Origin of the sequence: Bacillus sp. FSL K6-0069, assembly GCF_038007785.1 — a bacterium.
Classification (GTDB): Bacteria; Bacillota; Bacilli; order Bacillales; family Bacillaceae_G; genus Bacillus_A; species Bacillus_A mobilis.
On record NZ_JBBOXN010000001.1, the window covers coordinates 863,068 to 877,965 of the forward strand.

The following is a 14,898-nucleotide window of genomic DNA, read 5'->3' on the forward strand; positions in this document are numbered from 1 at the left end:
AGAGAAAAGCGATGAAAAATATATTCATTATAAATGGACATGAAAAATACGGCACAAAGGAAGGCAGATTAAATAAAACGTTAGTTGATTATATGATAACAATATTAAGCGAGAATCATCATGTAAAAGTAACAACGATTCAAGATGGCTATAGTATTAAAGAAGAACAGGAGAAGTTTTTATGGGCTGATGTTGTAATTTATCAAACACCGATTTACTGGTTTAGTGTACCGGGCTTATTTAAAACGTATATGGATGAAGTATATGAATACGGTTTGTTCTTTAAAGGTGCTGATGAATATGGGACAGGTGGTTTATTAAAAGAGAAAGAGTATATGTTTTCTACAACTTGGAATGCGCCTGAGAAAGCATTTGGAGATAAGACGAAGTTTTTTGAGGGAGAAAGTTTAGAGTCAGCGCTTAGCCATTTACATCGTGTACAGAAGTTTCTTGGCATGAGTGCGTTAAAGAGCTTTGCTTGTTATGATGTGGTGAAGAACCCGAACATTGAGCAATATGTATTGAACTTGAAAGATCATTTAGATGGAGTAATTAAATAATAGCATGTGAAGAAGGTACTACTAAGAATGTAGTACCTTCTTTTTTATGAAGTACGTTGAAAATCTTTACTTATACAGGACTGTTTTAGTTTTTTTGATTTGATTAAACGTTTAATATCAGAAATATTATCGTATGAAAGCTGAGTGTGATAATAGTTAGTGTACTCAAGTAATGCGAAAATATAAATAAATAGAGTGAATGATAGCCCACCTAAAGGTAAGTGGGGGTACCAAATTACAAAATCAATAGTAAACGTAATAAATCCTGTGATAATGAATGCTATATTTATCTTTTTAAGTATTTTTAAATATTGAATCATCCTAATAGGTGTAACAGATGTTTTCTCTTTTTTTAGTCGTTTCCATTTTACGTACCAGTAAAGTGTTCCTTGTAATAAGATAAACTCTAAAAGAAGAAATGAGACCCAAAAAGAATATAATGAATATAAATGTAACGTAGGATAAGCATAATTAAGTAAGTAACTTGTGAAAATAAAAGTAATGACTGAAAATAACTCACCTGTGTATAGATAGGAAAGTCTTTTTTCTAGGGTGCGTTTCATGGTTCCTCTCCTTTTATCCCGCATTAACGGGCAGTAAGACTCCCACCTTAAAATTCAGCGGAAGCAAAGAAGTTAGGTGGGGAATCAACTGCCCGTAAAAGCCCGATTGGTTCAACTAATAATCAGGGGGGATGAACAAAATCCCCCCTGATTAAAGTTTCACTTTATAATGATTCACATGTTAAGACATGGAGGGCTGTATCCATAACTTCGCAAAATTTGCCCAGCCGAATGAATCAATTGTTACGTTTTTTAAAGAAGAAGGGTATGTTTTTCTTTTTAAAACGTGATAGTTAAATAAAATGATGTGTTCTGCTTGTAAAAATTCTTCAATTTCATACATGAGTTCATAGCGCTTCTCTTTATTTTCTTCTAATAAAAAGGTATCAAGTAAACAGTTAATTTGGTTTTCATAGTGCGCGTCCATGAACCGATTTACGAAGCAACTTTTATTTTTAAATACATTTAAGAATGCAAGTTCATGATCAGCAGCAAACACTTCTCCCATGAAAATAATATCGGCGTGCTTATCGATAGAATGATCCATATAATCTGAAACGAGAAATGGATGAAGTTCTACGTGTATTCCTAATTGTTCGCAACGTTCCTTTAAGAAATGAGCGTCATTTGCACTATCTTTAAATGCGAAAAAGTAAATATGTATCGTTTCTCCACTATAGGTGCTCTTTTTTAAATACTCTTTCGCTTTTTCTAAAGAGTAGGACCTTTTAGCAACTTGGCGGCTTCTTTCAGGGAAAAAGCTTGATGCAGCAATTGTTCGTCTACCCTCTATGCTACGCAGTATCGTTTCAACATCATATATTTCTCTCCAAGCTTTTCGAAAATACATGTCGTGATGAGGACCAGGTTTTGTAAAGTTGAAGCTAGCATAAATACAACCTACTTCTTCTATTTGTATATCATGTCTTTCATTTTCCTCTTCATTTGGTAGTTCATAATCAGCATCGATTTGTATATGATCAGGAATACCCCAAAATTCAATACGGTCTAATAAAGCGCGCTCTTTAAAATAATGGGTGAACGCTTCGAGTACAATATTGTCTTCCGAGTAATGAGCAAGTTTGAAAGGTCCAGTACCTATATAATGATGATTTTGAATACTAGCATCACGCGGCAAAATTGCTAGTTGCATGGAACTTACATAGTGTAAGAAAAATAGATTTGGTTTTGCTAAATGGAATCGAATTTGCAGTGGTGATGGTGTTTCAATTTGAACAATTTCTTCTGTTAACCATTCGAAAGGAGAGTGAACTTGCTTTAATCGTTCAAAGGAAAATTGTACATCTTTAGAAGTTAAAACTGTTTCGTTATGAAAATGTATATCCTTTCGTAAATAAAAGGTCCATGTAAGCCCGTCTTCACTTAATTCCCACGTATGTGCAATGTGTGGTTCCATTTTTTCAGTAACATTGTTATAAACGACTAACGTGTCAAAAATTTGACTCGTAAGATGGCTCTCTGTAGTTACAGCGACAAAAGCCGGATCTAATGGGAATATCTTTCTTGATATAGGAATTTTTAATATGTCGTACATATCATTTGAAGGTTCGTATCCAAAATGATGATGTAGTTTATTTTCTATCTTTTTTTGAAGTGCAAGAGGTAGCGGTTCTTTTAAAAGAAGAAAGATATCCTTTAATTTTTCTTGCGCTAACAGTTCATCTGTGTAGGATTCAATCGCTTCTACGAGATTATGTATAAATAGAATTTCCGTTTTATTCCCGCGGCCTCTCCCGGGAGTCCAGTGAATGAATTGCTCCTCGCTCATTTTCTTTAATAAAATTTTTACATTTTTCGTACTGCAATATAAAATATCCGCTAATTCTTGTAAGCTATTTCGGATATGTTGTTGATCTTGTGCATGTAGTCTTAGTCTAATGTAATAGTCCATAATTTTCATATATACACTTCCTTCTATAATAAAAGGGGAAACTCTTTAGAATATTCTAACCTTTTTCTTCCTCTTTTTCAAAGTAAAATAAGTAAGCATAAGGAGGGGGAATAATGGGATTTTGGAGTATGCATCGAAATATAAAAATTAGAATTATAACTTCGTTTTTAACACGTGCTGTGTCCACGATGATTTTTCCATTTATGGCGATTTATTTTTCAATAAAGTTAGGTAGTGCGATTGCAGGTGCGTTACTACTCATTAATGTCATAGCTTCATTAGTAATTGGTTTATACGGTGGATATGTCGGGGATCGGCTCGGTCGTAAAAAAGTAATGATTATCGGTCAAAGTATACAAGTCATTTCCATCGCTTGTATGGGGGTTGCGAATTCGGATTATGTAGACTCACCATGGCTAACATTTGTCTTTATGTTAGTGAATAGTTTAGGAGCGGGACTTATGAACCCTGCAACAGAGGCGATGTTAATCGACGTGAGTACACCGGAAAACCGAAAAGTGATGTACAGCATTAACTACTGGGCAATTAATTTATCCATTGCGATTGGAGCGATATTTGGCGGATTACTATTTGAGAACTATAGATTACAATTGTTTATCGGATTAACAGTTATTGCAGTTATTACATTATATGTGATGGCCGTATATATGGAAGAAGTGTATGTAGCACGAAAAACGGTAGAGAAGAAAAATGTATTAAAAGATATGGCGGATAGTTATAAAGTCGTGATGAAAGATAGAGCGTTTCTAATTTTTTGTGCAGCAAGTATATGCACATTATCTTTAGAGTTTCAGGTTAATAATTATTTAGGGGTACGTTTGCAGCAGGAATTTGAAACGGTGCACTTTTTCTTTTGGAATGGTGTTACGTTTGATTTAACAGGTATTCGCATGATGAGCTGGATTTCAGCAGAGAATACAATTTTAGTTGTGTTATGTTCGGCGCTTCTTATTAAAATGCTGAAACGCTTCAATGATTTGAAAATCTTATATGTAGGTTTATTCATTTATACGATTGGCTTTACCATACTCGGAACGAGCAATAGTTTATGGATCTTATTAATCGCAGGGCTTTTCCAAACGGTAGGAGAGATGATGTATGTGCCAGTACGTCAATCTATAATGGCAGATATGGTGCCAAACGAGGCAAGAGGTTCTTATATGGCGATTAATGGAATGGTCTTTCAAGTGGCAAAAATGAACGGGGCATTAGGTGTTATGATAGGCTCATTTCTTGCATCTTGGGGCATGAGTGCTCTGTACTTTATCGTTGGTATGAGTAGTATTTTATTATTTATGAAGGCGATAGGGAAAGAGAAGTATGAGGATGAGAGAGAGGTTTCTCAGATTGGGTAAAACTATATAAAAAGCGAACGAACTAGACTCGCTTTTTATATAATTTTTAGAACGGATCAACTTCAGCTAAATTTGGAGTAGTATTAGGCTGTAGCAAAAGATTTTTTAACGTTCCTACTTCAGAAAGAGCTACTAATATGTAGCCACTAATTAGTACAATAAGCCCAATGACGCGTAATGTTTGTAAACTCACTTCATTATTATTCGTTTCCGTTGGATTTGGGGGCGTTGAAGGTGGATTGTTATTCATAAATAAGGCTCCCATCTTTTGTATTTATATATGTGTAAAATCATTATTTAACTTATGGATAGGAATTGTATAGTCATTTTCACTATATGAGAACTGCCTATGAAAAGTGATTAGAAATTTGGGGATGAGAAAAGAGTGTAACCCAAAAGGTCATGAAAACCACACTTTTGGGTTACACTCTTTTTATTTATCTCGCTATTTGTGGAGGTCGGATTGTCTGTAAACGACCAGTTGGTGAGGGCTAATAATCAGTAGGGGATGAACAAAACCCTACTGATTAAATTTTTTTCATACATATATGAGGTTAGCCAAAGCAACTATCCTAATATACGCAATGATTCTTCAATAAACGCTGGGATATCCTCTGGTTGTCTACTTGTTACTAGCTGATTTTGGCATACGACAACCTCTTTGTCATGAAAATGTCCACCGGCATTTTTCAAATCGACCGCAATGGATTTATATCCAGTCACATCGCGTCCTTCAAGTGTTTGTGCAGTGATGAGTAATTGGGGGCCGTGACAAATAGCAAAAACAGGTTTTTTCGCATCCATAAATGCTTTACTAAAGCGAACAAAACGTTCATCTGCACGAAGTATATCTGGGGAAAATCCGCCTGGTATGAAGAGGGCATCAAAGTTCTCTGGAGAAACATCATCAATATTTTTATCAATTACGACTTCACTTTTTCCTTGCTTACCGTGTACTGTTTTACCTTTTTCCATTTCAATAGTTGTTAATTCATATCCCTTTTGTTTAAATGCTTCTGCTGGCTCTGTGTATTCTGTGTCCTCGAAATAATCCGTTATTAAAATAGCAATTTTTTTACTCATTCTAATCCGCTCCTTACATTATATTATCGGTTTCAGAATCATCCTTGAGCAATGTCTTGTATAAAGTGAAACTTTAATTCATATTTTTTCATTCCCTCCAGTTTCTTTGCCCTGTTAATTTAATACATACCCTTTTTATTAGGACGTAAACATGTATTATCGTTTTTTTGTGTAAAATCATAAAATATCGGTTGTGCCGGTAATTCTTGTTTGAGGAAGAAAAATAAAAAAGCCAAGGAGATAATTTGTTTTCCCCTTGGCTTTTAAGATGATTTTTTTTCGTTAAAATGCGGAAATTCGTTGCTTCGTTTTTGGTACAATAATAAATTTGATCCAGAGTAACCCGAAAATCATAATGATAAGGCTATGCAAAAGTTGACCTGTAGCAATGAGTATAACAATTGAAAATACAATGAGTTGCATGCTTAGCAATATAAAGATTAAGCGAAGAAATTGATTCATTCGTTTTTCAGTATCAATTGGATATAATGCTACGATAATATTTCCCGAAAAATATTTCCACAGGGAACGGAGCTGCATAGAAATCATATATAGGACGATATATGCGATAGCGCCTTTTACGTATATGTTTGGTATAAAATATAAGGCGAAGGCACCGATTACTCCTAAGCGAATATATATACCGAAATAATCATTCCCGCGTAAAAATGCGAGTGTATGTAAATAGAAGAAAGTAGCTCGCATTTTATGTAATAAAGGCTCAATCCAATTTGTAAGCCATTTTCTTTTATTTACTTGCTTATTTAGTTGCGGAACATCGGTGAAAATGCTAGCAAATTGATAAAAACGAACGTTCATTTTTTCTTCTTGTTCAATTATGTAATCCCACGGTATTCGTTTTGTAGGCTGTTTTTTCGTATATAGAAGCAGGAAAGCAAGTAGTAAGAGCAATCCGCCTAATATAAGAACATGTGCCGAGTAAAACAGCATGTAAATGATGAGGGCGTTACAAGCAATACGAATAATGAACCATATGTTTTTTTCATGGCTATCACGCCACATCCAATGTATGTACATATTCCAAGCTTTCGTAATCATTAAAACGATAAAGATTGTACATAAGAAAGGTACCGTTACTTGTAATGATTGCAGGGCAAGTGGAACGAGAATAAGGAACGTGAATAATAATGGGAAAAGCTGAATGATGTAATTGTATAGAAGAGATTTTTTAAAATAAGATGTTAGTTTCTCTTCTAATGCAAGCAAATAGACAGCATCAGGTTTTTGAATAAATGTACGGATCGGGCATCTCGTTATAATGAATGTAAGTACAATCGTGATGAGTAGTAAAGATATTCCTTTAGAAGGAGATGCTTTTAGAAACTGAGCATAGTAGTATGCGCCGACGCATGAAATAAAGATAAAGCTATATAGTAAACCGTTAATCATACGTGCAAAGTATGTAATGATATTTTGCATATGTTGTTGGAAACGACTGCTCCATAGTGATTCGATTGACATGTTTTTCACCTCTTTGTTCTATTATATATGTTTTATAAAAGAAAAAACGAGCAAATTGCGTTATGCAACTTGCTCGTTTTTCTTTTCGTTATTTTTTTTCTGATCACGATTCATTAATGGATAGAAGGCAAAGCCGATTACGAATAAACCAATTCCGAGAAGGAACGTTTTTATATCGGATGCACCGGTTTTAATAACCCATAGCGCGTAGCAAAGTGCGATTACTGCGACTATACCATCTGTAATTCTTGCCCGCATTTCATTTTTATATGTTTCACCAGTTGCGACTAGTTTTAACTGGAAGATTGGTGAAACGAGATATGGAATGAGGTAGGCCAGTGTTGATACGGTAATAACGAATGTATAAGCTTCCGCAATTGTTCCTGATAATGTTGAGAATAAGAACACTTGCGACATAATGTTTGTTAATCGTAATGAGTAAATTGGACTTCCTTTTTTATTTGTTTTCGTGAAGAAGGAAGGGAAGAAACCTTCTTTTGCTGCTTGATACGGTACTTCTGAGCTTAATAAAATCCAGCCTAAGATAGAACCGAATAGGGAAGTAAGAGCAAGTAATGCCATCAGTTTCCCGCCGCCATGACCCATTGCAGCGTTTAATGCATCTGCTAATGGACGTTCAGAAGCTTGTAATTTATCAACGTGAAGTACACCCATTGTTAAAATGGTAATTCCTAAGTAAATCGCAACTGTAATAAGTAATCCTGCAACTGTTGCGCGTTTTACTGTTTTAGGAGAGGTAGCACGGTTTGATAAAAGTACTGCCGATTCAATTCCGATAAATGCCCAAAGTGTTGTAAGAGCAGCTAAGTTTACTTGTGAAAGAAGGCCGTGTGATACACCTGATTTATCGATCATCGGTGTGTACCATTGTCCAAACTTAGAAGCTTCGAATGCAAATAACGTAACGACGATGAATAAAAGGAATCCAGTTACTTTCGTTGTTGTTGCTAAGAAGTTTAGCTTTCCAGCTCCGCTTACACCGTTTGTTAATATAATATGAGTTCCCCAAAGTAAGATGGAACAAATCGTAAATGTAATTAGTTTTCCGACTTCTATGTTAAAAGAACCGATTGAAAATAGTAGTCGTGTATCTTTCATAATTGGGAAGAAGAGTGATAAATATCCCGCGAAAGATGTAATAATGGCAACGTTACTTGCCCAGTTTGCAACCCAATATCCCCATACCATACTGAAACCAGCCATTTTTTTCTTTTTTGGTGATGAGAATAAAGCATATGCATGACTTTGTGGTCCTGTCGTTAAATCAGGACGACGAATTGCTAAATTACCGAAAACAAGAGCTAGCATTAAAACACCAAACCCTGTTGTTAACCAAGCTAAAGTGACACCGAGAGGGCTTGCTGTTTGTGCCAACGTACTTGGCACCATGAAAATACCAGCGCCAACCATGTTACCGACAACGAAAGCTGTTAGTACCCAAAAGCCCCATTTTTTTTGTTGCATAGAAAATACCTCCAAAGTTAGTATAACCAAGTCAAGCGAGGAGATATGTATGTCTTCTTAGTAGAGAAGAGAAGTCCCAAACAAAACAAAAAAAGCACGTAATTTGCCGCTACATGCTTTCTATCTTATAAGAAACCCACGACATACCTCTCGATAGCTCTCCACAAACGAAACGTTTCGTTTGTGACAGTTCTGCACTTATTAAATGCAGACCCAGCAAGTGTGCATGGTGGACACGACTTACTTCGGCAATCATTCCTTTCTCATTCCTTCATCAATGCCACTACATCTCCTGAAATGATACTCTTAATGACTGCAACCTCTACCTCACCGAGATACGAATGAGGATTTAAATATTAAATTAACGTATTTAAGAGTAACAAATGAATTTTTATACGTCAATGGATATAGTAATAATCAGATTATAGAGAAGAGTTAGTCATTAAGAGTGAATAATTATTTGATATAAAAAGAAGCTGATCCAAAACTAGATCAGCTTCTACATATGAGATTAAACTAAGTTTAATACAGTTACTTTTTCACGTGTCATAGACTCAAGGCTCTTGCGAATACCTTGTGCGCCCATACCTGAACCTTTTACACCGATGAATGGGAAGTGGTCAGGGCCACGCTCTGTGCGTCCGTTAATTTGAACAGAACCAGTTTCGATTTTGTTAGCAATTGCAAATGCTTTGTTAATGTCTTTTGTGAAGACACTTGCTTGTAAGCCAAACTCTGATTTGTTAGCAATTTCAATTGCTTGCTCATCTGAAGAAACACGGATGATTGGAAGGATTGGGCCAAATGGCTCTTCCCAAGCAACTTTCATTTCTTCTGTTACGTGGTCGATTAATGTTGGGTAAATTAAGTTACGCTCACGTTTGTTACCGATAACAATTGTTGCACCTTTTTCAACAGCGTCATCAACTAAACCTTGAACGAAGTCAGCAGATTTATCGTCGATTAATGGAACGATTGTGCTGTCTTGTTCTGGAGATCCAACTGATAGTTCAGCTACTTGTGCTTTTAATAAGCTAACAAGCTCGTCTGCTACGTTTTCGTGTACAAGTACACGTTTAATAGCTGTACAACGTTGACCAGAGTAAGAGAATGCACCGCTTACGATGTGGTTTGCAGCATCTTGTAAGTCAGCATCTTCACGAACGATACCAGGGTCTTTACCACCAAGTTCTAATACAAGTGGAATCATTGCAGCTTTTTTCGCTAAATGTTTACCTGTGTTTGTACCACCTGTGAACGATACCATATTGATGCCTTCGTGTTCTACTAAGTAGTCACCAATTACAGAACCGCGTCCTGTCGCTACGTTTACAAGACCTTTTGGAAGGCCAGCTTTATGAAGTGCTTCCACCATTTTAATACCACTAATTGCACCTTGAGTTGCTGGTTTGAAAATAACAGCGTTACCCATAATTAATGCTGGTGCAAGTTTTGCAGCAGATAAGTTTACTGGGTAGTTAAATGGTGCGATTGCTAATACAACACCAAGTGGTGCGCGTTGGATGATCGCAAGTTTAGATTTTGTTCCGCCAGGGAAGCTATCGCCCATCATGCTTTCTCCGTGCATATGAAGAGCTTCTTCAATTGTGTAACGAATGAAATCAGCTGTACGAACAACTTCTTTCTTCGCATCTTTATATCCTTTACCGACTTCTTTCATAATGATATCGGCAATTTCATCTTGCATATTTACGAGCTCATCAGCCCATTTATATAAATATTTTGCGCGATCTTGTAGAGAAGCTTCTGCCCATGATTTTTGAGCTTCTTTTGCAGATGCAATTGCTTCATCTACTTCTCCGCGAGTAATTGCTTGTACTTGTCCAATTACTTCGTGTAAGTATGGAGATGGAATTTCGATTGTTTCTCCTGAAGAGCTTTCTCTCCATTCTCCGTTTAAATAAAATTTGTACGTATTGCTAGTTGTCATGATTAGTCCTCCTAAAATAGCAACTTGTAAGAGTGAGTATAAGGTGATTGTAGGGGGTTTGATAACATTTTTCAAATGAAATGTTTGTGAAAACGATTTCTTATTCTTTTTTTATTTTGTATGCCCTTTCTTACAGAAGATTCTCTTATTTCAAACGGATGTAGCGTGTGTTTTTATTCGGCGTGTAAAAAAATAATTGACAGAATACTCAATAAAGTTGTAAGATTATAAATGGAAAATAAATGAAGGGGGTGTGCGTAATGATTGTAATCGTAAATGTAATGAACTTAGCTCTGTTAAATGGCAGAAAACATTCATATCATTACGCAACCCGTACGGATATATAGGGCATCTTTGTCTTATAAAAAGCGTACGTTGCGTATATCGTAACGTACGCTTTTTATGCATTTCTGTGCATATCGTCAAGCGGCGGTATGCTTTTTTTTGTTTTCCACGTTACTATATAAAACTTTGGAAGGTGGAAAAATGTGATGAGATTGTATGGATTACGAAATGTAAATGTGATGGGTCTGGATAGTGGATAAAGAAATGAGAGGGAAACGAGTACGAGAAGGGAGAGGTTACATTGTTATCAGTATTACTAAAGTTAAAATGGTTTTTTAAAGAGCAGTGGAAGAGATATAGTATCGCCATTGGAGCTCTTTTAATTGTAAATATAGTTGAAGTTATTCCCCCGAAAGTGTTAGGGGTTACGATTGATAACATAAAAACAGGAACGTTATCGAACGAAGCAATTATGCAATCAATTCTTATTTTAATAGGGGTTACGATCGTTGGATATGGTCTTACTTTCGTTTGGCAACATCAGTTGTTTGGGGGAGCATTCGTACTGGAGAAGACGATGCGCTCTAAATTTATGGGGCATTTACTTAAAATGACACCGACGTTTTATCAAAAGAATCGTACTGGTGATTTAATGGCGAGAGCGACAAATGATTTAAAAGCAATAGCTATGACAGCCGGTTTCGGTATATTAACGCTCGTAGATTCGAGTTTATATATGCTTACGATTGTCTTTATGATGGGGTTTACAATTAGTTGGGAGCTTACACTTGCGGCACTTATACCGCTTCCGATTATGGCGTATGCGATGAATATATATGGAAAGAAATTGCATGAAAGATTTACAGTTGCGCAAGATGCGTTCGGTGATATGAACGATAAAGTATTAGAATCGATCGCTGGCGTGCGCGTTATTCGTGCGTACGTACAAGAGAACGCAGATCAGGAAAGATTTCATCATTTAGGAGATGACGTCTACGAAAAAAATATGAAAGTAGCTAGAATCGATGCATTATTCCAGCCAACTGTGAAAATGCTTGTTGGTCTTAGTTATTTAATTGGTTTAGTGTATGGCGCGTATCTTGTATTTCAATCAAAGGTAACACTTGGTGAACTTGTTTCATTTAACGTGTATTTAGGGATGATGATTTGGCCGATGTTTGCAATTGGCGAATTAATTAATGTTATGCAACGAGGAAATGCTTCACTCGACCGTGTGAATGAAACGTTAGCGTATGAACCAGATGTAAAGGATCCGAAAAATCCCAAGCTTGTACAAGAGCCGGATTATATTCAGTTTGATGATGTTACCTTTTCATATCCTTCATCAACTGAAACAAATTTAAAGAAGGTTTCATTTACATTAAAACAAGGGGAAACGCTTGGGGTTGTTGGAAAAACAGGAAGTGGAAAAACGACGCTCGTACGTCAGCTTCTTCGTCAATATCCGCTTGGAGATGGGGATATTGCAGTCTCTGATGTGACGTTAAATAACATAACGAATGAAAATGTACTCGGCTGGATTGGGTATGTACCTCAGGAACATATTTTGTTCTCAAAAACAGCGAGGGAAAATATTTTATTCGGAAACAGAGAAGCGACGGAAGAAGAACTCGATAAAGCGATTGAAATTGCGGCGTTTACAAAGGATTTAGAGTTTTTACCAGAAGGGTTAGAAACGCTCGTTGGAGAGAAGGGTGTTTCTTTATCAGGAGGGCAAAAACAAAGGATTTCAATTGCGCGAGCTGTGATTCAAAATCCGGAAATTTTAATTTTGGACGATTCTTTATCAGCTGTTGATGCCCGTACGGAAGCAGCGATTATTGAAAATATAAGAACAGAAAGAAGCGGGAAAACGACAATTATTACGACGCACCGTTTATCAGCTGTACAACATGCGGATTGGATTCTCGTTATGGATGAGGGCGAAGTAATGGAAGAAGGTACGCATGATCAGCTTATTAAAAGCGGAGGCTGGTATGCTGAGCAGTTCGAAAGACAACAAGGGGAAAGTGAAAGTGCGGATAGTGGGGTGAAAATATGAGCGTTTCAAAACGATTGTTTCAATACGCGATGAAAGTGAAAGGGACGATATTTGCAGCGATGCTAATGTTATTTATTTTCGTTATCGCAGAGCTTGCTGGTCCTTTCGTCGCAAAAACGATGATTGACGATCATATCGTTGGAATAGAGAAACCTTGGTATGAAACAGAAAAGAGTGAAGAGGCTGTTCCGTATAACGGTACCTTTTATAAGCGAAGTGATCGCTTTGAACAAGGTGAGAAAAAAGGAAAAGAAGTACGTGTGATGCAAGTCGGTTTTCAATATTACTTTGTGCCGAATAAAGTGAATGCTGAAGGATCACGTACTGTAAAAGGTGATATGATTACCGTTCAAAATGGTAAGGCGGTGCAAGTATATAAAGCGAAAGCATTAACGAAAGAAGAAGTGTTTGCGTTTTATAAGCCAGAAATAAACCGTCTACTTCTACTTGGTGGTGGGTATTTCGCTTTATTAGTAGTCGTTTCATTATTTGCATACGGAAAGCAATTTTTCTTACAGAAGGCAGCGAACAAAATTATTCAAATTATGAGGGAAGATGTCTTTTCTCATATTCAAACGTTGCCAATTCGGTATTTCGATCATTTACCAGCAGGGAAAATTGTATCGCGTGTCACGAATGATACGGAAGCTATTCGGGATTTATACGTAACGGTGCTTGCGACATTCGTTTCTAGTATCATTTATATTATCGGGATATTTGCTGCGCTATTTTTACTCGACGTAAAATTGGCGACGTTATGTTTACTTATCATCCCGATTTTAATCGTTTGGGCAATTCTTTATAGAAAGTATGCGTCTGTATACAATCATAAAATGCGTTCACGTTTATCTGATATTAACGGAACAGTGAATGAATCCATTCAAGGAATGCCAATTATTCAAGCGTTCCGTCAAGAGCGTGAAACGAAGAAAGAGTTTGAAGAATTAAATGGCGATTATTTTAAGTATCAAAATAAAATTTTAAATTTAAATGCAGCAACTTCGCATAACTTAGTGTCTGTATTGAGAAATATCGCTTTCACAGGTGTGATTTGGTATTTCGGTGGTGCTTCATTAAGTGCTTCAGGTGTCATTTCTTTAGGGATACTGTATGCGTTCGTTGATTATTTAACACGATTGTTCTCTCCGATTACAAATATGGTAAATCAGCTTGCTAACTTAGAACAATCACGTGTTGCGTCAGAACGTGTTTTTGAATTGTTAGAGGAAAAAGGAGAAGCTGTAGAAGAGGAACGTATGCCTCGCTTACAAGGAAATGTAAAGTTTGATAATGTGTCGTTTTCTTATAATGGAAAAGATGAAGTGTTAAAAAATATTTCTTTTGAAGCGAAACAAGGCGAGACAGTAGCGCTTGTCGGTCATACGGGATCAGGAAAAAGTTCCATTATGAATGTACTTTTCCAGTTTTATGAGTTTGAAAAAGGAAAGCTTACGATTGACGGTCACGATGTAAAAGAGATGCCGAAACAAGCAACTCGTGAACATATGGGAATCGTACTACAAGATCCGTTTTTATTTAGCGGAACAGTGGCATCTAATGTTAGCTTAGAGAATGAAAACATTTCAAAAGATCGCATCGTAAAAGCATTGCGAGATGTTGGTGCTGAAAGATTTGCGAACAATATAAATGAAGAAATTACGGAGAAAGGAAGTACACTTTCAACCGGAGAACGTCAGCTTATATCGTTTGCTAGGGCACTTGCTTTTGATCCGGCCATTTTAATTTTAGATGAAGCGACATCTAGTATCGATACGGAGACAGAAGCGATGATTCAACAAGCACTAGAAGTTGTGAAAAAAGGGAGAACGACATTTATTATCGCTCACCGACTTTCAACAATTAAAAGCGCAGATCAAATTATTGTGCTCGATAGAGGAACGATTTTAGAAAAAGGCTCTCATGATGAGTTAATGAAAAAGCGCGGGCGTTATTACGATATGTACAAAACGCAAATGGAAGGTAATCAGAGCGCTTAATATGTATGGAGGAGAACTTGTGATTTTCACAAGTTCTTTTTTAGTGAATCAGGGCAGTTAAATAAGAAGTATTGTTTTACCTTTTTCTTTATAAATGCTATATTAAAAAATGTTACTTATTTTTTGTATGTAGCGTTATTTT

At 36.4% G+C, this 14,898-nt stretch carries 11 protein-coding genes and 1 riboswitch; of the genes, 4 read left to right on the top strand and 7 right to left on the bottom strand.

The window, feature by feature from the left end:
* The first annotated feature begins 11 nt into the window (after positions 1-11).
* Positions 12-560: an NAD(P)H-dependent oxidoreductase gene (locus MHB74_RS04435; RefSeq protein WP_061677866.1), complete on the top strand. Its 549-nt coding sequence runs from the start codon at positions 12-14 to the stop codon at positions 558-560.
* A gap of 44 nt (positions 561-604) precedes the next feature.
* On the opposite strand, the gene MHB74_RS04440 is transcribed toward MHB74_RS04435, so the two are convergent.
* On the bottom strand, positions 605-1,123 hold the full coding sequence (locus MHB74_RS04440) for a hypothetical protein (protein WP_061677867.1): 519 nt from the start codon (positions 1,121-1,123) through the stop codon (positions 605-607).
* 181 nt (positions 1,124-1,304) lie between these two features.
* The gene (locus MHB74_RS04445) at positions 1,305-3,044 is read right to left on the bottom strand and encodes an SgrR family transcriptional regulator (protein WP_061677868.1); all 1,740 of its coding nucleotides are present in this window, start codon (positions 3,042-3,044) and stop codon (positions 1,305-1,307) included.
* Positions 3,045-3,148: 104 nt separating this feature from the next.
* On the opposite strand from MHB74_RS04445, the gene MHB74_RS04450 reads away from it, so the two are divergent.
* The gene (locus tag MHB74_RS04450; RefSeq protein ID WP_061677869.1) at positions 3,149-4,411 is read left to right on the top strand and encodes an MDR family MFS transporter; all 1,263 of its coding nucleotides are present in this window, start codon (positions 3,149-3,151) and stop codon (positions 4,409-4,411) included.
* Between the two features lie 46 nt (positions 4,412-4,457).
* Here the strand turns inward: MHB74_RS04450 and MHB74_RS04455 are convergent, their stop codons facing one another.
* The 5 genes from MHB74_RS04455 to gapN form a co-directional block, all read right to left on the bottom strand.
* A complete protein-coding gene (locus MHB74_RS04455; protein WP_001063863.1) occupies positions 4,458-4,661 on the bottom strand; it encodes a hypothetical protein in 204 nt (67 codons plus the stop codon).
* 317 nt (positions 4,662-4,978) lie between these two features.
* Positions 4,979-5,494: a type 1 glutamine amidotransferase domain-containing protein gene (locus MHB74_RS04460; protein WP_061677870.1), complete on the bottom strand. Its 516-nt coding sequence runs from the start codon at positions 5,492-5,494 to the stop codon at positions 4,979-4,981.
* A 282-nt stretch (positions 5,495-5,776) separates the two neighbouring features.
* Positions 5,777-6,976, bottom strand: coding sequence for an ABC transporter permease (locus MHB74_RS04465; RefSeq protein WP_061677871.1), 1,200 nt, complete (start codon positions 6,974-6,976; stop codon positions 5,777-5,779).
* Positions 6,977-7,036: 60 nt separating this feature from the next.
* The gene (locus MHB74_RS04470) at positions 7,037-8,461 is read right to left on the bottom strand and encodes an amino acid permease (RefSeq protein WP_016089172.1); all 1,425 of its coding nucleotides are present in this window, start codon (positions 8,459-8,461) and stop codon (positions 7,037-7,039) included.
* Between the two features lie 146 nt (positions 8,462-8,607).
* Positions 8,608-8,794, bottom strand: a riboswitch (Lysine riboswitch).
* 178 nt (positions 8,795-8,972) lie between these two features.
* Complete coding sequence (gene gapN, locus MHB74_RS04475) at positions 8,973-10,412, bottom strand: NADP-dependent glyceraldehyde-3-phosphate dehydrogenase (RefSeq protein WP_061677872.1); 1,440 nt, start codon at positions 10,410-10,412, stop codon at positions 8,973-8,975.
* Positions 10,413-10,998: 586 nt separating this feature from the next.
* Here gapN and MHB74_RS04480 point away from each other — a divergent pair.
* On the top strand, positions 10,999-12,759 hold the full coding sequence (locus MHB74_RS04480) for an ABC transporter ATP-binding protein (RefSeq protein WP_061677873.1): 1,761 nt from the start codon (positions 10,999-11,001) through the stop codon (positions 12,757-12,759).
* A complete protein-coding gene (locus MHB74_RS04485; protein WP_061677874.1) occupies positions 12,756-14,756 on the top strand; it encodes an ABC transporter ATP-binding protein in 2,001 nt (666 codons plus the stop codon). The genes MHB74_RS04480 and MHB74_RS04485 overlap by 4 nt, the downstream gene beginning before the upstream one ends.
* Positions 14,757-14,898: the final 142 nt, after the last annotated feature.